Genomic DNA, 20730 nt, shown 5'->3' with positions numbered 1-20730 from the left:
TCGACCCCGGCGCGGCCTCATGGCAGCGGCACCACGATCGCATTGTTCCAGCCGCACAGGAACAACCTCGGTTCGGATGCGAGCGCGTCAACCCGCAACTCGTACACGGCGGGGAACACGCCGGGCAGCGTCAGGTCGACCTCGAACAGCGGACCAGCGCCGAGCGTCACCGGCTCTCCGGAAGGGCTGGACGCGACGAACCGCACCTCGCCCGGTTGATCCAGGGCGAAGAACGCGCGCAGCCCCGCGGCCTTGAGCGCCGACGCCGGCCGGGCTGCCCGCACCGTGATCGCCTCGGCGAAGGACAGCCGTCCTTCCAGGCGCGACACGGAGACCGACCCCATGTGCTGGACAGACACCTTCACGGTATCGCCGGGCTTCGCCTCGTTCCGCGTAGGCCACACCAGGGTGGCCCCCCGCTGCCGCCTGCGGTCGAGGAACGCCGATTCCACCGTGTCGAGCAGAAAGCTCGAGAAATGTCGGGCCTCCGGGGGCAGCGTGGCCGGCAGCTCGCTCCGCGTCTTCCAGGCCTTCTCTCGCAGCGCCTGGTCGTGCTCGTCGAGCGGGTCGAACGCGGTCGGCGCGGTGCACAGGAAGTCGAACAGCGGCTCCACGTTCGCCGCGCGGAAGACAACGGGCGCCGACCAGCTGGGCGGGTACGGCTTCTGCGCGAACATCTCCTCGCGTCCCGCCCGCACGGCCCGTTCGACGTCGCCCGGGCTCTGCTTGAGCAGGCTGAGGACGAACGCCTGGAGGAAGCGCTCGGCGTCCGCCGCCTCCAGCCGGTGACGCATCCCGATCGCGCACTGGACGCCGGACTCGCCGTGGATCAGCGAGTGCGCCACGTTCTGGTTGCCGCGCATCCACTGCGGCAGCCGCTCGCGCAGCACGTCGCCCGCCGCGGTCATGCAGCCCGCGAGCACCACGACCGGCACGGGCCGGTTCAGGAGCTCGCTCCGGAGCTGATCGGCGCGGATCGGGTTGGCGAAGTCGCTGCCGTCGAGCTCGAACAGGAGGACGCCGATCGGGGGGAACCCCTCGAACCCGACCTCCTGGAGGTCGCCGTGCCCCAGGTAAACGAGGAGATCGTAGCGCACGTTGCGCAGCTCGGCGCGGAAGGCATCGTAGGTGACGGGCCCGCCTGCGCCCGCCTCGCTGCTCAGCACAGCGACCTCCACGACGTCGGCGAGCCCGCACCCGCGCGCGATCGCGACGACGCGATCGCGGATGGGCAGCACGGGCGGCACGTCCCCGCCGAGGTCCTTCGGGTTCGTGCGGACGAAGAGCACGCGGAAAGGCCAGCTCCAGCGCAGCGCCGGCGGCGCGGCCACCCCGCGGTGGCGCTTGTACGAGTGGACGATCCCCCGTACCCAGGGGTGCAGCGCGAGCCGGTCGGCGTCGAGCTTGAGCAGCTCGAAGGGGACGTCGTGCAGGTACGGAAGCACCGCCGGGTGCGGCCGGAAGACGATCCGGAAGGGCTGAGTCGCCGCGTTCACCGCGGTGCCCAGGTGGCCGCGGAGATCGCTCTGGAGCAGCCAGCCGGTGACCTGCTCGGCCAGGGACTCGGTCATCCGCTCCGACCCGTAGCCGCTCCGCAGCTCGTCGAGCTCCGCGGGCGGGAGGCTCGGAAAGGGCCGTTCGAGCTCGTCATCGATGGGCGCGAGGTGGCTGGCGTGGACGCACAGCCGCAGGCGCGAGCCCCCGCCAGGCTCGATGTCGACAACGAACTCGGGGGCTCTCATGGCTCCGTGTCCTCGGACAGGGATTGCTCGAGCGCCTCATCGAGGGCGGCCTGCCGCTGGCCCTCACGCTCGATGAGGCCCTTGCCCGGGAACTCGAGCCCGAGCGACGCGTAGCGGGCCTCCAGCATCTTCGCCGCGTCGAGCAGGTCGCGGGAGCACGAGAGATCGGCGGTCACCTGCGCCGGCGTGAGCGGCACGTCGCCCTCCGGGGTCTGCCCCGCGCCGAACGTCGGCCACGTGGGAGAGCGCCGCGCCTCGTCGCCCTGCCGGGTGAACTGCCGGCCGAAGCGGTGCCGGAGGAACAGGACGACGGGCGTCAAGAGGGGGCGCTGCGACGCCGCCATCATCGCGTCCTCCACGTCGAGCGACGCCGCGAGCCGCTCGTAGAACGCGCGCCAGAACTCGCGGTACACGCGGGGATGCATGGGACCGAGCTGGGCGGCGATCGTGGGGCCATCGCCGCTCTGGTGGCCGAAGTGCGCGAACGCGTGGTACACGGTGGGCATGCCGCCGTGGCCCACGCGGGGGATCTCCGGCGGGGTGAGCGAGAGGATCGTGACGCTCGACCCGCGCAGCATGGCGGTGAGCTCCAGGGGCGAGAGCGTGTCGTCCTCGTCCCCCGAAAACTCGAGGAGGCCCTCCAGGCCGAGCGGCACCATGCCGTCGGCCACCACGTGGATCACCTCGAATCCCGCTTGGATCGCCGCGGAGAGCGCGTTGCGCGCATCGTCCTCCTCGATCCAGGCGACCTCGATGCTGGAGCCCAGGCCCTCCAGCGCCTCGGAGAGCGAGGTGGGCGCGCCGCCGGTCGGGTCGACCACGGCGACGCGCAGCGGCTGTCCCTCTCGCAGGGAGAGCGGCGGCACGACCCGCCCCGGGGTTCCCCGCACGACCGAGAGACACGGCGGGCGGTGCACGCCGAGGAAGAGGATCTCCCAGGGAAGCTCCTCGAGCTCGGGCGATTCGGTCGACCACCAGATGCGCAGCCGCCGGGGCGCGTGCGGCCGGAGCCGCAGGATCGCCTGGAGCCCGCGGGAGATCGACCCGACGAGGCGGCGCCGCAGCTCGAGCAGCGCCTCCTCGCCCCCGTAAAAGATGCTCAGATACTCGGCGTAGCTGAGCCAGGTGACGGAGATCTCTTCATGGCCGATGAGCGGCAGCCCCTCCATCTCGGGCGGCGGCGGCGCGCCGCCCGGCTCGACCGCGCCGGGGTCCCCGAGCAGCAGGGAGGAGATATCGAGCTTCGTGTAGATCCACGCGTGGTAGCGCCGGCGCACGCGGCGGCCGGTCGCGCGCGGCGTGACCGGCTCCGCCTGGCCGAGCGGGGCGATGCGGACGAGGATCTCTGGATATCGAGAGAGCTGCGCGCTCGGCCTCGTGGTCATCCGCCATCTCCGGCGAAGTCGACCGACCGCGCGATCCGCGCGTAGGACGCGGCGCGCTGCGGGGACAGCGACGCCGCGCCCGCCAGCATCGGCGGCCGCGGGATCGCCGCGAAGAACTCCATCGATCGCCGCTGGACGGCGCCGAGATCGACCGGTGACGGCGCCGAGGCGACCACGAGCTGCGCCGCGACCGGCACGAGGCGGTAGGGGAAATACGAGGGTTTGTCCGGCGCCGGGCGGAGCTCACCGCTCCTGAGAAAGCGCGCGAGCGCGTCTGCCCGCTTCACGTCGGCCGCGACATCCGGGTGGAGCTCCCTGAGCGCGCGACCGCCGAGCGCGTCCAGCTTCCTCTCCAGGAACGTGCCCGCGATCGCGCCGAGGTCGCCCAGGAACGGCGCGGCCCAGGCCGGCGCGGGCAGCGCCCGCCAGTCCTGCTCCATCCGGTCGGCCGCCTCGGCGAGCGCCGCGACCCCGAGCCGCCGCAGCAGCGCGCCGAGCAGCGGGACGCGGATCATCGGGTGCGGGTGAGGATCGTGCCGGTCAAGCTCGCCTTGCTGGCTCCCGGGCGCGAGCACGAGGCTCAGCGACGCGAGCGCCAGCGCGAAGCCGGCGTTGCCGAGGAGGACACCGATCGCGTCGGCGAGGATCTCCCGGGTCCAGCCGAACCAGATCGCCTGCCGGTCGGACGGGATCTCCCCGTCGGTGCCGAGGAGCAGCGCCCTCGTCAGCTCGCTCGAGAGCGCCAGATCCTGATCGACGTTGTGGCCGACCTCGTGGCAGAGCATGGTCAGGAGCCAGGCGCACTCGGTCTGATCGGCCGGCAGGAGCACGATCGGTATCGGCAGCCGGAGGTCGCGGTAGCTCCGGAGCGAGCTGCGGAGGACGCGGAGCGGGTTCTGGCGGCTCACGGCGACCGGCCCGTAGTGCGCCTCCAGGCAGACCAGGGGCGGCTCGCGCATCCACTCGCGGGGGACGAGGCCCCAGTTGCGCGCCCTGTTCATGCACGCCTGGTAACACTCGGCGGCCACGAGGTCGGCCGCGTCGAGCGGGGGGGCGAGCGCCGGCTGCTCCCGCTGCGCGAGCGTCTGAGAAAAGATGCTCCACACCCCGTGCGCGCCCGCGATCTCGACGAGGAGCTTGACGAAGCCGTCCGCGAAGTCGGCGTCGGACAGGTCCGCTCCGAGCCGCTCCAGGATGCCTCTCTGGCGCTGGATCAGCTCGTCCATGAGGATCTTCAGCGCCAGCACCTGGCTCGTGTGAATCCCGAACCCTCGCGCGTTCGCCGCGGCGGCCGCCTCGAACCGCGCGACGTCGCGCGGGAGCACGTCGATCCGGCGCTGGAGCTCGGCGGTCGCCCTGGCACGCAGAGTGGACACGGCCCCTCCTCTCCAGGTCTGCTTAACGGCGCAGGGCAGGATGTAAAGCCTGCGCTTCGCTTCTCCCGACGGTGCACGAGCTCGGCAGCACCGCTGTCAGATGAGGGCGCTCGACGCGGGCGGCGCCTGCGCGGGCAGGCCGAAGAGCCCTCCGAAGAGCCCCGGTCCTGAATAGGCGATCAAGAACCCGACGGCGACACCGCCCCAGAAATCCTCGATCGCGAGGATGGGCTGCACGTCCCTCTTGCGCGCGAGCAGGACGACCGCCATCGCGACCAGGACGAGCGACACGGCGAGGCTCAAGCCGGCCTCTGCGTCGAGCGGCGCGGCGCCGCCCCGCGCGGCGAACCAGCCCCCGACGCCCCCGAGCACGGCGCCGCAGATCATGCTCGCCAGCGACGAGCTCACCTCGAGGACGTGCTCGATGGTGTCGACGTTGCTCGCGCCGTCGATCTCGTACTCGACCTCGATGAGCAGCCGGTACGACGCGGTGCGGAACCACAGCGTGCGCCGCGATCGCACGGTGAAGCTCCGCGCCGTCGAGTTCCCGGCCTGGAGCACCGTGGGAGGATCCGGGGCCCACAACGACAGGATGGCGCCCCGGACCGCGCCTGCGTCGTCGCCGAGGAGCCCCTCGGGCGCGGCGCTCCCCTCCTCGCCGTCCTCGTTCCACGCGCCCGCCGTGGGTCCCCGGCCCCGGAGGCCCGCGCTGTGCCGGAGCGGCGGGTGGAGCGTCGCGAGCGCGGCCTCGCCGCCTGCTCCGCGGAGATCGCGCGCGATCGCGGGCGCTCTCGGCGCCGCGCCGCGCCCGGGCGGGCGGCGCCGCAGCAGCCGCCGGACGGAGCGGCGCAGCCGCGAGCCGAGGGAGTCGCCGCCCGGCGCGAGCGCCCGCGCGGCGCCCTCGATCCCGGCGAGTCGGTCCTCGAGCCTCTCGATCCGCTGCTCTGTCCACTGCCGGTCGACGTCGATGAGCTCGGCGGGCAGGCTCGTGCTCACGCGGCACAGCGCGAGCGGCGCCTCGAACGGGTTCTGCACCGTGACGAAGAGGGAGAACTCCTGTCCTGCGACCAGCCCGTCCGTCGATGTCGACACCGAGGTCCGGATGGCTCCCCTGAACGGCTTCGCTGGCTCCGGTCCTGCCATGAGCTCGTTGGATGAGCGCACGTCGGGCGGCGTGCCGGGCGCCGTCTCCGAATCTCCGAGGATCACACGGGATGACCTCGGCAGGCTGCAGCAGGAGCGCACGCTCCTCCATGCTCGCTTCCAGCGGTCGATCGGGTCCACAGGGGGGAGTCGCGCGGCCGTGCGATCGGCGTGCTAGGGTGCCCGCTCAGGGGGGTCGTTTCATGGAGGACAGGTGTCCTGCGATAAAGCACCACCTGCGCGTCGAGCCCGGCGATGATGAGACGGTCTTCCTCATCGGCGAGCGGGAGCGATTCATGCTCCGCGGTCGGATCTACCGCCTCCTGGTGCCGCTGCTCGACGGGCGCCGGACGGAGGCCGAGCTCATCGCGGCGCTCTCCGGCGCGGCGTCGGCCGCCGAGGTCCGCTATGCGCTGGACAGGCTGGAGGAGCACGGGGACCTCGCCGCGCCCGCGCCCGCGCCCGATTGCGCGGGGTTCTGGCAGGCGCTCGGGGAGAGCGCCGGGCGCGCGGCCGAGCGGCTCGCAGCGACGCCGGTCTCGGTGATCACGGCCGGGGGAGAGGATCCGAGCGCGCTGTGCGCGATGTCCCGCGCGCTCGCGGGGGCGGGCGTCACGGTGGTGAGCGCGTCGGCGCTCGTCGTCGTCGTAGCCGGCGATTACCTGGCCGCCGAGCTCGACGCCTGGAACCGGCGGGCGCTCCGGGAGGCGGTGCGCTGGGTGCCGGTCAAGCCCGGCGGCGTGGAGCCCTGGGTCGGGCCCGTGTTCCGGCCTGGCGCGGGGCCTTGCTGGGCGTGTCTGGCGCATCGCCTGCGGCACAACCGCCCCGTGGAGGCCTACCTGGAGCGGTGCCGCGGCCTCTCCGGGCCGCTGCTGCCGCCCCTCGTGGGCCTGCCCGCCGGTCGCGCCGCCGCGCTCGGCCTCGCCGCGGTCCTCGTGGCCCGGTGGATCGCCGCCGGCGGGGCCGGCCTGCTCGACGACCGGCTCGTCTCGCTCGACCTCGCCCGCGCGCAGACCGCGGAGCACGTCGTGGCGCGGCGCCCCCAGTGTCCCGCCTGCGGCGATCCGGAGGGCGCGCGGGCGCGCGCGGGCGCGCCGGTGCGGCTCGAGCGGCGCCCGAAGCGGTTCACCGACGACGGCGGCCACCGCGTCATCTCTCCCGAGGAGACCCTCGCGCGCACCCGGCACCTGGTCAGTCCGATCAGCGGGATCGTCGCCAGCCTCGGGCCCGTGGACGGGCGCGATCACCCGCTCCGGCCGGTGTACGGGGCCACGTACCGCGTCTGTCCCGCGGCGGGCTCTCCGTCGTTCGACGATTTCCACCGCGCGAGCGGCGGCAAGGGCAAGACGCCCGCGCAGGCCCGCGCGGGCGCGCTGAGCGAGGCAATCGAGCGTTACAGCGCCATCTTCCAGGGCGATGAGCCGCTCATCCGCGCGCGGCGCGCCGAGCTCGGGGGCGCCGCGATCCATCCGCACGATCTCCAGAACTTCAGCGAGGCGCAGCGCCGCGGCCGGCAGGCCGTGAACGCCTCGGTGGCGGATCCGCGTCAGGCCGTCCCCCTCCCCTACCACGATGACGCGGCGATCGACTGGGCTCCGGCGTGGTCGCTGACGCGCGAGGAGCGGCGCTTCCTGCCCGCCGCGTACTGTTATCTCGATCTCCCGGTGCCCCCGGAAGAGCGGTTTGCCTCCCTGAGCCCGAGCGGCCACGCGGCGGGCAACTGCCTCGAGGAGGCGATCCTGCAAGGCTTCCTGGAGCTCGTGGAGCGAGATGCGGTCGCGCTCTGGTGGTATAACCGCGCGGAGCGGCCCGCGGTCGATCTGCAGCGCTTCGAGGAACCCTATTTCGAGGCGCTCGCGGCGCATTACAGCTCGCTTGGCCGGCGGCTCTGGGTGCTGGACGTCACGACCGACCTGGGCATCCCGGCGTTCGTCGCGGTGGCGCGGTCGGCCGACACCGGCCGGCTCACGATGGGCTTCGGCTGCCATCTCGAGGCCCGGCTCGGGGTGCAACGAGCGCTGACCGAGCTGAACCAGCTCTTCGATCCGCGGGATCGCGCCCGCGCCGCGTGGCAGGACGCCGTGCCCGGCGACGCGGCCTACGTGCAGCCGGCCGAGGGGGCCTCGCCGCGGGGGCGCGGCGATTACGAGAGCGCGCCGGGCGACGATCTCCTCGACGATGTCCGCGCGTGCGTGGAGCGCGCCGCCCGCGCTGGCCTGGAGACCGTGGTGCTCGATCAGACGCGTCCGGACACCGGGCTCTCGGCGGTGAAGGTGGTTGTCCCCGGGCTGCGGCACATCTGGCCTCGCTTCGGCCCAGGGCGCCTGTTCGACGTGCCGGTCCGTCTGGGGTGGCGTGCTCGTCCGGCGCGCGAGGAAGATCTCAATCCGGTGCCTCTCGTCGTTTGACGAGGCGGCGACAAGGGTGGTGATGGGAGGAAAAGCGCATGCGCGAGGGGTATCGCATTCTCGACGCGGATCGCCATGTCATCGAGCCGCTCGACCTCTTCCGGGCTTACCTGGAGCCGGAGCACCGCTCGCACGCGCCTCGCTATGCGTACGTGGGCGAGGGCGACCTGCTGGATCGCGTGGCGTGTCGAGGCCCGGACGGATGGCTGCCGCTCCCGCCGCAGCCGGTGGTGGACGGGCGCCCGCTTTTTCACGGGTTGAGCGCGCGGGCCTCTCGCGAGCTCGCCCTGGCGGCCTGGCGGCGGCGTGGGCAGGACGGACCGGTCGAGCGGCCCGAGACGCAGCTCGCGGACATGGACCGGGAAGGGATCGACGTGGCGTTTCTCTACCCCACCCTCGGGCTGTATCTGGTGGGCATGTCTCCGCTGGATCCTCCCCTCGCGACGGCGTTCGCCCGGGCTTACAATGCGTGGTTGCGGGACTTCTGCGATCGCGATCCCGTGCGGCTCCGGGGCGTCGGCCTGATGAGCCCTCATGATCCTGCGTCGATGGTGGTCGAGCTCGCGCGCGCGGCGGCGCTCGGCTTCGGGGCTGTCGTAGTTCGACCCAACCCGGTCCGGGGCCGGACGCTGGGCGATCCCGCCTACGAGCCCTTCTGGGCCGAGTGCGAGCGGCGCTCGATCGCGGTGGCCGTGCACGAGGGCACGCACGCGCACCTGCCGGCGGCCGGGGCCGATCGTTTTCACAGCCGCTTCGCCCTGCACGCCTGCTCGCACCCGATGGAGCAGATGATGGCGCTCCTCGCGTTGATCGAGGGCGGCGTGCTCGAGCGCCACCCGGCGTTACGGGTCGCCTTTCTCGAGGCCGGCTGCGGGTGGCTGCCCTACTGGCTCTGGCGGCTCGACGAGGTCGAGTACCGCCACCTGGCCGGCGAGGTCGCACCGCACGTCCAGCGGGAACCGTCCGCCTATTTCCGCCGCCAGTGCTTCGTCGGGATCGAGCCTGACGAGCCTTATCTGCCGGAGATCGTCCCGCGCATCGGAGAGGACAACCTGCTCTTCGGCACGGATTACCCCCACCTGGACCACGGCGCGGGCCTCGTCGGGCAAGCGCTCTCGCTCCGCGACAAGCTGCCCGGCGAGGTCGTTCGCAAGCTGCTCTGGGACAACCCTGCCCGCTTCTACGGGATCGAGGGCTGAATCAGCAGCATAGAGGCGGCAGCTTGTCGGGGTCACCGAGCTCGGCCAGCGCGACCGCCTGCTCGGCCAGCTCCGGCGGAGGCGGGATGTAAAGGGTGACCTGTGCCCTTGGCAGACTCCAGATGCCGTGCCGGGCGTCCCATCCCCAGCGGCGGCCTGCCGGAGGGACCTGCTGTGAAGCGCAGACGGTCAGCTCGACGTTCCGAGGAAGATCATATTCGCACGACGTCCTCAGAAAACGCCTCGGATCGCTCTTCAGCAGCTCCAGGTTGTTGGGGTCCTTCCATACGAGCGCAGTCGCCCGCAGCCAGGCAAGCTGGAAAGCTTCCAGCGCGTTCGCCGACGATCCTCGCTCGCACGGGGACGCCCGGTCGCAGGGCGCAGGAGAGTCCGGATCGTGGAACCCTCCCGAGTTACCATCTACCTCCGATACCTGGCTTTCGCGCACCGTAGATTCGTCCTTGAACATGCCTTACCTCCCGTGCAGCCGTCGGACACACCACACAACCGAGGTACTGTATCGAGCTGCCGGCACGGCGCCGTAAGTGTGCGCCACGCTTGTCGGGCGTCGCAGGTCTCAACCGGAGAGCTCTCGCAGCAGCGCTCGGGCCTGCCCGAGCTCGGGCACTGCGACGTGCTCGGCTGGCCAGCCGTCGATCTCGCTCAGCAGGGCGCGCCCGTCATCGCGCCTCCCCTGCGCCAGCAGGACGCGGCAGAGCGCGAGCATCGCGCGAAGCTCCAGCAGCCGCGCTGACTGGACGCGGGCGAGCGCGATGGCCTTACCGAGGCATGCCTCGACCTCGGAGGCGCAGCCGTCGCGCGCCAGCAAAGACGCCGCCTTCAGGCGGTAAATCTCCGGCGCATAGTACATCTCCCCCGTCTGCTCCGCGATCCACAGAGATGCATCGAGCTGCTCGATGGCCGCCTCGTGCTCCCCGCGTGCGGCCCTCAGCTCCCCCGCAAGCGAAGCGTAGTACGTCATGCCCAGCAGAATGCCTGAGCCTCGAAGCAACTCGACGAGCTGCGTGAGCCGTTCGAGGTTCCCCTCCACCCAGCAATGAAGGATCCAGCAGTAGTCCTCGAACCAGACCCTCTCCTGCTGGGGCGCCTCAGCGTGCAAGCGGCTCTCCTGGTTCAGCTTATCCCACGCCTGGGAGTGGTGGTAGACGAGGAGCCGATAGAGCACCGCCATGCCGGTGCTGGTCCAGTGGTCCATCTCAGCAGCCCACGACGCAGCGGCGTCTCCATGGATCAGAGCCTCGTCGGGGTATCCCATCAGGCACAGCACCACGGAGAGCGTGGCATGCGCGCAGACCCTGGCATCCACTCCGGAGACGAACACCCGTCCGCGATGCGCCGCGGGATCGTAGAGCGCGAGGGCGCGCTCGAGGTGCAGGCGAGCCTCCGGGAGCTCGCCTTCGATCCACAGACTCTGTCCGAGCGCCAGCAGCGATAGGAGGATCTGACCGGTATCCGCCGCTTGCTTGGTCGTGTTGACGAGCCGCTCGGCCACCGACCGTGCCTGCTGGCGGTGGCTCCGCATGTGGTGGTACTCGAACATCGCCCGCAGCGTGGATGTGGTCAGCGGGGTATCCCCGAGCGTGCCCGTCAGCTCCTCGCAGCGCCCGACTGCCGCGACGAGCTCCGGGGCCAGGTATCCCCAGCGCCCGAGCAGCGCCTGGATGAGCAGGTTGTTGAGGCGCAGCTCGGTCATGGCGCGCTCCCGGTCGTCCGGGAGCGCCGACAGCCAGCCCAGCGCGTTATGAAGATGCGTGACCGCCTCGGTCTCGTCGGCACTTCCGGCCGGCCGCTGGAGCGCGCGCTCGGCAGCGCGCTCCGCGTACGCGATCGCCTGCCGCTTCTGCTCCGCGGCCGCATGGTGGAACGCGAGCAGCTCCGGCCGCGTCTGGGCGATCTCCGGAAAGCGCTCCTCTATCACCCGCGCGATCCGCGCGTGCACCCGCTGCCGCTTGCGCCGCGGCAGCGACTCGTACGCCGCCTCCCGGAGCAGCACGTGCCTGAACATGTACACCGCGCTGCTCGCCCGGTGCCTGTGCTGGAGGAGGTCCGCGGCGACCAGCTTGTCGAGATCCTCCCTCACCGCCTCCTCGCCGAGCTGGCTCACCGCGCCGAGCACCTCCTCGCTGAACTCCCGGCCCCCGAGCACCGCCGCGGTCTGCGCGGTCTCCTTGGCCCGCCCCATCCGGTCGAGACGGGCCATCAAGAGCCCTCGCAGGGTCGTGGGAATGGCCATCTCCGACAGCGGCCCTGCCAGCGCGTACCGGCCGCCCTCCTCCCGCAGCGCCCCCGACTCCAGCACCATCCGCGTCAGCTCCTCCACGAAGAGCGGCACGCCGTCCGCCCGGCGCACGATCTGCTCCAGCACGGCGCCGGGCAGCGCCCTCCCGCCGGCGATCTGCGCGGCCATCGCTTCGACGTGCGCGCGTTCCAGCCGGCCGAGCTGGATCTGCAGCATGCCCGAGGTCGGCCAGGGCGGCACGAAGTCCGGCCGCGCGGTCATCAGCGCCAGCACCCGGGCCGAGACGATCTCCGCCGCGAGCGCGCCGATCAGCTCGATCGTGACCGGGTCGGCCCAGTGCAGGTCCTCGATCACGAACAGGACGGGACGCTTCTCCGCCAGCTCGAAGATCAACGACAGAATCGTGTTGAATGCCCGCTGCTTCTGTCGCAAGGGCGGGTCCGCGGGCGACGCATAGCGCTCCGGGAGCGGGATGGAGAGCAGCGCCGCGAGCACCGGCACCGCGTCCCGCAGGTCGAAGTCGTACCTCGACAGCAGCGCCTCGAGCCGCTCGAGCCTGCTCCGGGAGGTGTCGCCGGCGTCCGGCTCCAGGAGCCGCTCGAGCCAGTCGACGATGGGATGGAGCGCGCTGTGCCGCCGGTCGTTCATGCAGCGACACTCCAGCCAGTCGAGCGACTCCTGGCGGAGCCTGCGTACGAGCTCCAGCGCAAGCCGCGATTTGCCGATCCCCGGCCCGCCGGTCACGAGGATGCACTGCCCCGCTCCCATCCGGGTCTGCCGCCAGCGCTGGAGCAGGAGATCGCTCTCCTGCTCCCGGCCGAACAGCGGCGACGCCTCGCCGCCCGGGCTGAACCGCGGCGACGTCGGCCGGGAGAGCTCCTCCCGCACCCGGTAGACCGGGACCGGGCGCGCGCTTCCCAGGCTCACCCGCAGCTCGGTCTCCTCGATCGCGAAAGCGTCGCGGAGGAGCGGGCACGTATCGGCGCTGGCCACGACGGCGCCCGGGGCCGCGAGCGCGCCGAGCCGCGTCGCGATCTGCAGCGTCATCCCGAGGTGCTGGAGCTGCCGCTGTCCCTCCCGCGAGATCACGACCCCGGTATGGATGCCCGCGCGGACCGCGAAGGCGATCCCGCGCTCCGCCTCCAGGCGAGCGCTCCGCGCGCGGATCCTCGCCGCGATCTCCAGCGCCGCGCGGGCGGCGCGCGGGGCATCGTCCTCCTGGGCCACCGGGAAGCCGAAGTGCAGCAGCACCTGATCGCCGAGCGCGCCCGCGACGCGCCCGCGGTGCCGGCGCGCGACCTCGGCGCAGAGCTCCTGCACCTCGCCGAAGAGCTCATCGACCTCCTCGACGTCCATCGTCGCGATCCCCGTCCCCGTGGCGGTCAGGACGCAGCACACAGCGGTCAGCGGCCGCCGCTCCGCTTCCCTCGGGCGCGCCGCCGCCGCGGCATCGAGCCCTGCCGGCCGCACGGACGTCCCCGGCCAGCCCCCGTCGCTCTGCGCTGCGCCCTCCGTCTCGCCGGCAGGCGCGTCCGCGAGGAGCCATCCAGGCTGCCGCGGAGCTGCGGCCCACGACGTCCACAGCACGTCTTCCGTCGCTCCGGTCGCCCTCCGGCTCTCCTCCTCGTCCCCTCCTCCCTCCGCGCTGAGGAACGGCGCGGCTGGCCTGATCAGGTCCTCGCGGCGCAGCCCTTCCACGCCGCAATCGTCGAGCTCGCGCAGCAGGCCCTCGGCCGACGCGGAGCGCGCCCCGACGTCCTCGAGGATCGTCCGCCGGAGGAGCACGCCGAGCGGGTGCCCGAGGAGCGCCGGCGGGATCCGCACCGGCTCGACGCGCGCATTCTGGAGCGCTCCGTCCGGCGCCGGCCAGCTCATCGCCGCGGGCCTGCCGGTGAGGCACTCGAGGAACACGAGCCCCCAGGCATACAGATCCGAGCGCGCGGTCGGCGGGAACCCGCGGCGCTGCTCGGGCGCCGCGTAGACGGGCGCGGCGCCGGCAGATGTCTCGTCCGCATCGCCGCGCGCGCCCGCCACGGCCGCGCCGATGCCGAAGTCGAGCACCAGCGCGTTCCGCCGCGCCCCCGTCGGGACGATCATGATGGCGCCGGGCCGGAGATCCCCGTGGACCACGCCCTGGCTGTGCGCGCAGCCCAGCGCGTCGAGGACCTGCAGCATGAGGTGCCGCGCCTCCTGCGGCGCCAGCGCGCCCTCGGCCGCCACGAGCTCGGCCAGGCTCTGCCCTGGCACGAACTCGAAGACGGTATAGAGCTGCCCCGCGTCCGTCTGCCCCGAGTCGATGAGCCGGACGATGTTGGGGTGGTGGAGCCGCGCGCAGAAGCGCATCTCCCGCCGGAACCGCGCGCTCCGCCTGCGCGCCACGTCCGGAGACCTGTCGTCCCGGCCCAGGCGCACGACCTTGATGGCGACGAGTTGCCCGGTGGCGAGCTGCCGCGCCTTGTAGAGCGCGGCGAATCCATCCTTGTAGAGCAAAGAGAGGACTTCGTAGCGGCTCTGGAACACGCTCTCTGGAGCGACGGTCTCGATGCTCATCGTGCCCCCCAAGGCCGACGCCTCGACCTGCGGCGCCTTCGAGCGACCGGACCCTTGCCACGGAGCTCGTTTCAGGCTCCAGGGCCGACCCGGTGCGCATGCGGCGAAGCGCACGGCTCATCGTTGCTTTGTAATATCGCCCCGTCCTCGTGATGAGATGGAGGCGCCCCACCGGAGCCCCCAGCAGCGCGCCGACGCTGGCGGAGCCGTGCGCGCCCGGGCCCGGGCCGTCTCGCGGCCGCCCGGCAGCTGTTCTGCGGAGCGCAGCGCGCGCGCCTCCTCCAGGGTGCGCGCGCGCGCCGGGCGGGCCGCGCTCGGCCTCACCCCGGTCGAATCACATGCGGACGACCGCGCTGCCCCACGTGAGCCCGCCGCCGAGCGCGCACAGCAGCACGTGATGCCCGGGCAGGATCCGCCCGTCGCGGAGCGCTTCGTCGAGCACCATGGCGACCGAGCCGGCGTTGGCGCCGGCCGCGCCCTCGCCGTCGAGCGCGCCGAGGACGCGCTGCCGAGGGCACCCGAGGCGATCGGCGAGGTGCGCGGCGAGCTGGGGGTCGGCGTGGTGCGGGATCACCCAGTCGACGTCCGCGGGCGCGAGCCCGGCCGCCCCGAGCGCCGCGAGGGCCTGCGCGCCGAGGTGCTCCTCCGCCGCCTGCCGCAGCTCGGGCTGCTTCACGCGCAGGTACTGCCGCCGGTCGGCGAGCCGCTCGAGCGTGAGCGGCTCCGCGGATCCGCCGCCGGGCACCTGGAGCACGTCGGCCCTCTTCCCGTCGGCCCGGAGGCTGACGCTCAGGATCCCGCGCCCGTCGCCGGCCGCCGGCCCGACCACGACCGCGCCGGCGCCGTCGCTGAAGAGCTGGACCGAGGCCCGATCGCGCGGATCCATGCGGCGCGAGAGCAGGTCCGCGCCGATCACGAGGACGTGCTTCATGGTCCCCGCCATGACGAACTGGCTCGCCACCGACAGCCCGTAGAGGAGACCCGTCAGCGACGCGGAGAGGTCGAACGACGGGATGAGCTCTGCGCCGAGCTTCTGCTGCACGTACACCGCCGTCGCGGGCATCGGCGCGTCGCCGCTCGACGTGGCGAGGATGATCATCTCGAGGTCGCGCGGCCCGAGGCCGGCCGCGTCGAGGGCCGCCTTCGCCGCCCTCGTCGCCAGATCGCTCGTCGTCTCGCCGGCCGCGCCGCGGCGCCGCGCGTCGCCTGGGCCCGCGCCCGCGCCGCCCGCCGCGCCCGCGCTCGCGCCGCCCGCCGCGCCCGCGCTCGCGCCGCCCGCCGCGCCGTCCGCCGGCGGCGCGCCTGCGGGCGCGGCGCTCTCCGGGGCGGCGAGCGGCAGGGACCGGCCTGTGCCGAGGATGCGCGCGCGGGGATTTCTGGCATCGAAAGTCATCGGGAGCGCAGCCTACATCATGGGCTGCGCGTTGGGACCGGCGATCGCGCGCCGGGCCCGGTACACGGAATGCTTGAGTCGCGGACGCGCTCCGGTACATAAAGCGCCGCGATGGCTACGAGCTCCGAAGACAAAGACCGCCCCGACACGGACGACGCACCTTCCGGCGAGGCCGACGCGCAGGACACCAGCAGGGAGGAGGACGACGGCGAGGGTCGCGCCGACGCAGCGGCCCCCGCCAGCCCCACCAGGGCCTCGCATCCGGCGAAGCAGGCAAGCGCCGCCCGGCGCCCGGCGGGCAAGAAGCCCGGGGCGCGGCCGCGAGCGGCCACCCACCCGCAGGGCGGATCGCTCGGCAAGAGCATGATCCTGTTCCTGATCATCATCGGCGGCCTGGCCGCGGCCTTCGCCTATTTCGGGCGCGAGCCCGCGCCCGGCGCGGCCGGCCCCAAGTGGAAGCCCGGGGACAAGGCGCAGGTCGAGATCACCCTGGTGTCCAGCGATATCAAGGAGCTCGCTTGCTGGTCGGCCGAGGAGGTCGCCGGCCGGCACTGTGCGTTCGAATCGGCCACCAAGGGCTGGTCCAAGGGGGATGCGGACGATAAAAAGCTGCTCCGTCCTTACACCACGACCGACCGCGTCCAGTTCCTCGCCGCCGGCCTCTGGAGCGAGCCCGCCCTCACCGGGGGCAAGCTGCCGTCCGCACGGTTCGCGGTGAAGTGCACCTACACCGTCGAAGGCAAGATGAAGCGGCCCGGCATCCGCTGGACCAGCGAGGGCGCATGGCTCGACCGGACCGATGACTGGTACACGGGGCTCTTGTCGGATTGCAAGCTCATCAACCCCTGATGTCGCAGGCGCTGCTGCGTTCGCCCGCGTCACGCGCGCCGCGCGACGCAGCGCGTACAGCGCGCCGAGCGTCCTGCGCCATGCCCCTCGTGTGACCGCGACCCGCCGTGGTAGTGTCATGGTTGGTTTGGAGGTGCTCATGCCCTGTCATCGGGTGATCGCATTGATGTCGTTGGCCGCGTTGTTCGCCGTTGCTGGATGTGAAGCTGACCCGGGCACCGTGAACGTTCTGCCGAACTACATCAGCGTATCGAGCTCCTCCGGCGGGGGCGCTGGCGGGGAGGACGTCGGGACGACCACCGTCTCCACGACGAGCGCGGGCGGCGAGGGCGGCGCGGGAGGCATGGCCTGCACGTGCGAGGCCGGGCTCTCGTGCTGTGGCCCGGCCTGCGTCAACCTGGCCAACGATCCGCTCAACTGCGGCTCGTGCGATACGCGCTGCGCCGAGACGCAGGCGTGCATCCAGGGCGAGTGCAAGGATCCCTGCGACCCCGACTTCGGGTGCGAAGAGGGCATCTGCTGCGGGGTGACGTGCTGCACCGACGGCACGATCTGCTGCGACTACGGGACCAGCGCCGAGGCGCCTGACGTGCACTGCCAGGCGCCGGTGAACGGGACCTGCCCCCTTGCCTGCAGCGGCTGCGAGAACTGACGGACATCGATAGCGACGCGGCGGCGCGCGGCGTGCGCGGACGATCCGGGGGCGCAGCGCGTCGGCGCATTGCGTGCCGTGCGCGGGCCTCCCGGCCTGCTGCGCGCGCCGCGACGGCCTGTCGCGCGCGCCGCGACGGCCTGCTGCGCGCACGCTGCGCCCCCGTCCCGCGCGCGGCTCTCGCGCGCGGGTAGCTCACCTTTCCTGGAAGAGCTTGCCCGGGTATTTGCGCTCGAAATGGACCACGACGCCGCGGCCGATCGCCTCGATCGTGAGCCCGGCGATGCCCATCTTGATGACCGGCCCGATCAGGGGGACGAAGCCGACGGCCCGGGTGGCGAGGAATTTCAAGCCTTGCCCGAGGATCGCGAAGCTCCCGCCGGCGGCGGTCGTCACCACGGATCCGACGGTCTCGCCGTAGATCTCGCCGACCATCGCCATCATGTGGGTCTCGATCGCGACGAGCCCGGTGGACGTCGAGATCGGGAGCGGGAGCGCGGCGAACGCAGCGCCGCCAATCGCGTAGCGGTGAACCCAGCGAAGAGCTTCATCCCTGCACGTCGTCATGCCTCGAGGTTGCCGCAAGTCGCGCCGTCCGTCCATCGCGCACCGCGCTGATGCAGCGGGCGCGACGATCGGCCCGGGCGCACGCCGTGTCCTCTGTGCGCTGCCTTCCCGGCCGGCGGGAATCGCGCCTGCATGACCCGTCGTCCGGCTCGACCTCCGCGCTCACGCCGGAGGGCATCTATCCGATGATGTACTTCCCCCACAACCTCCATTTCCTCTCGGTCGCTGCGAGCATGGATGGGCGCAGCGCCGTCGCCGAGCGCGCGGCCCGCGAGCTCGACGCCGCGGTGCCCGACCACAACGTCCGGCACATGCCGAGGCTCGAGATGTTCCGGCCTGCGCTGCTGTTCGCGCTCGTCCGGTTCGGCCGCTGGGAGGACGTCCTCGCCGTGCCGGCGCCGCCGTCCGAGCAGCGTTACACGACGGGGACCTGACGCTATGCGCGCGGCCGCGCGCTCGCGTCGACGGGGCGCCCCGACGACGCTGCGCGCGAGGCGGCGGCGCTCCGGGCGAGCTCGTCCGAGCGCGCCGGCGTCACGATCGGCAGGAACCGCGCACAGGACCTGCTCGAGATCGCCTCGCTCGTGCTGGAGAGCCAGATCGCGTCGGAGCGCGGCGAGACCGGCGCCGCCGTTCGCATGCTCCAGGCGGCCGTACGCGTCGAGGACACACTGCTCTATTTCGAGCCACCGGACTGGCCCGAGCCGGTCCGCCACACGCTCGGCGCGGCGCTCCTCAAGGCGGGTCGCCCGCGCGACGCCGAGGCGACGTACCGGGAGGATCTGGCCCGGAACCCCGACAATGGCTGGTCGCTCCGCGGCCTCGAGCAGAGCCTGCGCGCACAGGGCAGGGAAGAGGAGGCAGCCGCCGCACACGAGCGCTTCGAGCGCGCCTGGGCGCGAGCTGACGTGCAGCTGTCCGGGTCACGCCTGTGAATGTCCGGTCTCGAGCGGCTGGGAGCGACGAGGAAAAGGGCGCATTACCGGCATGCGCGTCGGTTCATCTGCTACGTTGATGGGGTGTTGTGCGCAAAGCTTGGACTCTCAGCGCTGCTGTGTCTCTTCTCTTTCACTGTCAGCCTGTGCGCCGCATCGCTCCTCGGTTGCGAGGGCTCCGAGCTCCCGCCGTATTCTCACCTGCCGGGGGACGACGCCGGCGGACCCGGGTGTGCACCGGGGCAACTCAGCGGCGTGAACGGATGTGTCTCGGTGGGCATTCAGGGCTGCGCCGGCGACTTCGTCGGCGAGGACGGCTTCTGCCGTCCGGCGCTCGAGAAGTGTTCGCCCGGGACGGTCCCGAGGGTGGACGAGGGTTGCGTCGAAGTCGGGATCCCCGGCTGTGCGGCGGAGTTCGTGGAGGCCGACGGCTGTCATCCCACCATGGCCAGATGCCCGGAAGGGACCTTCGCGGTCCCGCAGAAGGGGTGTATCTCCATCGACGGCCCAGACGGCTGCGGCGCGGGGCCGTGGGGCCAAGTCGCCGAGGTGCCCGGCGACATCCATGTCGATCTGACCTACGCGGGTGGCGACGGTGACGGGTCGCGGGACAGGCCGTTCACGACGCTGGCGGGGGCGCTCTCGGCGGTGCAGGCGGGGGGGCGCGTCGTCCTGGCCGAGGGCGAGTACGACGAGCCGGTCGAGATCATGAAGTCTATCGAGCTCGTCGGGCGGTGCGCGTCCCGGGTCGTGCTCCGGGGCGAGCAGGACGATGCGAGCGGCAACGTCAGCGCGGTCTGGATTCATGATATCGAGGGCGCCGGCGTGCGCGGCGTGAGCGTGATCAGCCCTTCCATCGGGCTGTTCATCCAGGCAGCGGAGGTATCGGTGCGCGACGTCCGCGTGACGGGCGGGAGCGGCAACGGCGTCGTGGTCGCGCTCCCGGGCGCGAGCCTCGACATGTCGCGCAGCCTGGTCCAGGCGTCGTGGGCGGGCGAGGGCACGGGCGATCTCTGGACGAACGTGCTGGTCGCATCCGGGGCGCGCGCGCGGCTCACGGAAAACGCGCTGGTCGACGGCACGGTCAGCCTGCGGATCACCTCCGAGGCGGCGGAGGTGGTCGCGGAGGGCAACCTGCTGGAGGCCACCGCCCTGCAGACGGAGACGAGCGACGCGGTCGGCGTGCTCCTCGACGCGGGCACGCTCCGGCTCGACGCGAACGCGCTCGTCCACCACCGCCTGGGCGTGCTGGTGACGGGCTCCGGCGCCGAGCTCGTGGCGACGCGCAGCCTCATCGCCGCCCCGCCCGAGGGGGCGCCGGAGGCCGGCGACGTGATCGTGGAGCAGGGCGCTCGCGCGACGCTCGAGTCCAGCGTGCTGTCCGGCGCGTGCGACGCGCAGCTCGTGGTCGCGGACGCCGGCACGGCGGTCGAGGTATCCGGGACCCTCTTCCAGGGCGCGGCCGCCGCGGAGGAGGGCCGCCTCGGGTACGCCATCGAGCAGCGGGACGGAGCGCTCTCGCTGTCGTCGAGCCTCGTGCGTCAGGCCGGCGACGCGGGCGTGTTCGTGTCGGGCGGGACGTTCTCGGCCAGGGGCGTGGTCATCGCGGGCACGCGCGCGCGCCCGATCCACCGGGATCGCGCTGCCGGCGTGGTGGTGCAGGGCGCGCGGGCCACGCTGGCGTCGACGTATGTCCTGGAGGCCCATGTCGCCGGCGTGAGCGCATCCCGGGGGGCGGAGCTCGAGCTCACGGACAGCCTCATCGAGCGCGCGCTGTCGGAGGAGCGCGACGGCACCGGCGGCGTCGGCCTGCTGAGCGCCGGGGCGGCGGGGGTCGTCGTCCGGAGGTCGGCGGTGCTGGAGAGCCGCGTGGCGGGCATGCTGCTGCTCGCGTCGCCGAGCACGGTGGAGGACACGGTCATCCGGGGCGTCGAGAGCGGGACGTTCTCCACCCCGAGCGTCGGCGGGCAGGAGGAATCGGTGGCGGACATCGGCGACGGCCTCCTCGTCCTCCGCTCGGCGGCGCAGGTGAGCTCGGTGCAGGCGGAGGGCTGCGCGCGCGCCGGGCTGCTCTTCAGCGACAGCCACGGCGCGCTCGCGCACTCTCGCGCCACGGGCAACCGGTTCGGCCTGGTCCTGCAGGGCGCGCGGGCGCCGAAGCTCTCGGAGGACAACACCTTCGAGGGCAACCAGGAGAGCGATCGTGTCACCGCCGGCGCTCTCCCCGTCCCGAGCAGCGCCGCGTCCGCCCCGTGACGTGCCCCCGCCGTG

The 20730-nt window shown here is 72.6% G+C and carries 15 protein-coding genes; 7 read left to right on the top strand and 8 right to left on the bottom strand.

Annotated features, from left to right (window positions below; all coding sequences use genetic code 11):
- Positions 1-17: 17 nt before the first annotated feature.
- The 4 genes from WMF36_RS13065 to WMF36_RS13050 all read right to left on the bottom strand — a co-directional run bounded on the left by WMF36_RS13065 (position 18) and on the right by WMF36_RS13050 (position 5712).
- The gene (locus WMF36_RS13065; RefSeq protein ID WP_437579919.1) at positions 18-1742 is read right to left on the bottom strand and encodes a CHAT domain-containing protein; all 1725 of its coding nucleotides are present in this window, start codon (positions 1740-1742) and stop codon (positions 18-20) included.
- The gene (locus tag WMF36_RS13060; protein WP_437579918.1) at positions 1739-3127 is read right to left on the bottom strand and encodes a hypothetical protein; all 1389 of its coding nucleotides are present in this window, start codon (positions 3125-3127) and stop codon (positions 1739-1741) included. Before WMF36_RS13060 ends, WMF36_RS13065 begins: the two co-directional genes overlap by 4 nt.
- Complete coding sequence (locus WMF36_RS13055) at positions 3124-4503, bottom strand: hypothetical protein (RefSeq protein WP_437579917.1); 1380 nt, start codon at positions 4501-4503, stop codon at positions 3124-3126. Before WMF36_RS13055 ends, WMF36_RS13060 begins: the two co-directional genes overlap by 4 nt.
- A 96-nt stretch (positions 4504-4599) precedes the next feature.
- The gene (locus WMF36_RS13050) at positions 4600-5712 is read right to left on the bottom strand and encodes a hypothetical protein (protein ID WP_437579916.1); all 1113 of its coding nucleotides are present in this window, start codon (positions 5710-5712) and stop codon (positions 4600-4602) included.
- Between the two features lie 137 nt (positions 5713-5849).
- On the opposite strand from WMF36_RS13050, the gene WMF36_RS13045 reads away from it, so the two are divergent.
- A complete protein-coding gene (locus WMF36_RS13045; protein ID WP_437579915.1) occupies positions 5850-8054 on the top strand; it encodes a TOMM precursor leader peptide-binding protein in 2205 nt (734 codons plus the stop codon).
- Positions 8055-8092: 38 nt separating this feature from the next.
- The gene (locus tag WMF36_RS13040) at positions 8093-9253 is read left to right on the top strand and encodes an amidohydrolase family protein (protein ID WP_437579914.1); all 1161 of its coding nucleotides are present in this window, start codon (positions 8093-8095) and stop codon (positions 9251-9253) included.
- A 1-nt stretch (position 9254) separates the two neighbouring features.
- Here WMF36_RS13040 and WMF36_RS13035 read toward each other — a convergent pair whose 3' ends face one another.
- The 3 genes from WMF36_RS13035 to WMF36_RS13025 form a co-directional block, all read right to left on the bottom strand.
- Entirely contained in the window at positions 9255-9722 is a 468-nt protein-coding gene (locus WMF36_RS13035; protein ID WP_437579913.1) for a BMA_0021/BMA_0022 family TOMM bacteriocin, read from the bottom strand.
- A gap of 108 nt (positions 9723-9830) precedes the next feature.
- A complete protein-coding gene (locus WMF36_RS13030; RefSeq protein ID WP_437579912.1) occupies positions 9831-14063 on the bottom strand; it encodes a TOMM system kinase/cyclase fusion protein in 4233 nt (1410 codons plus the stop codon).
- Positions 14064-14397: 334 nt separating this feature from the next.
- Positions 14398-15456, bottom strand: coding sequence for a 3-oxoacyl-ACP synthase III family protein (locus tag WMF36_RS13025; RefSeq protein WP_437579911.1), 1059 nt, complete (start codon positions 15454-15456; stop codon positions 14398-14400).
- Positions 15457-15567: 111 nt separating this feature from the next.
- Here WMF36_RS13025 and WMF36_RS13020 point away from each other — a divergent pair, with 111 nt between their 5' ends.
- Positions 15568-16305: a hypothetical protein gene (locus WMF36_RS13020; RefSeq protein ID WP_437579910.1), complete on the top strand. Its 738-nt coding sequence runs from the start codon at positions 15568-15570 to the stop codon at positions 16303-16305.
- A gap of 220 nt (positions 16306-16525) precedes the next feature.
- Positions 16526-16957, top strand: a complete 432-nt coding sequence (locus WMF36_RS13015; protein WP_437579909.1) for a hypothetical protein — start codon at positions 16526-16528, stop codon at positions 16955-16957.
- Positions 16958-17152: 195 nt separating this feature from the next.
- Here the strand turns inward: WMF36_RS13015 and WMF36_RS13010 are convergent, their stop codons facing one another.
- Positions 17153-17524 carry a hypothetical protein gene (locus WMF36_RS13010; protein WP_437579908.1) on the bottom strand — a complete coding sequence of 124 codons (372 nt, stop codon included), beginning with the start codon at positions 17522-17524 and terminating at the stop codon, positions 17153-17155.
- A gap of 86 nt (positions 17525-17610) precedes the next feature.
- Here WMF36_RS13010 and WMF36_RS13005 point away from each other — a divergent pair, with 86 nt between their 5' ends.
- The 3 genes from WMF36_RS13005 (at position 17611) to WMF36_RS12995 (ending at position 20715) form a co-directional block, all read left to right on the top strand.
- The gene (locus tag WMF36_RS13005; RefSeq protein ID WP_437579907.1) at positions 17611-17958 is read left to right on the top strand and encodes a hypothetical protein; all 348 of its coding nucleotides are present in this window, start codon (positions 17611-17613) and stop codon (positions 17956-17958) included.
- Between the two features lie 150 nt (positions 17959-18108).
- Positions 18109-18459, top strand: coding sequence for a hypothetical protein (locus WMF36_RS13000; protein WP_437579906.1), 351 nt, complete (start codon positions 18109-18111; stop codon positions 18457-18459).
- Positions 18460-18714: 255 nt separating this feature from the next.
- Positions 18715-20715: a DUF1565 domain-containing protein gene (locus WMF36_RS12995; protein ID WP_437579905.1), complete on the top strand. Its 2001-nt coding sequence runs from the start codon at positions 18715-18717 to the stop codon at positions 20713-20715.
- The last annotated feature ends 15 nt before the right edge of the window (positions 20716-20730 follow it).

The organism is Sorangium sp. So ce887, from assembly GCF_051521455.1.
Classification (GTDB): Bacteria; Myxococcota_A; Polyangia; order Polyangiales; family Polyangiaceae; genus Sorangium.
This window is presented reverse-complemented; position numbering and strand designations above follow the sequence as displayed.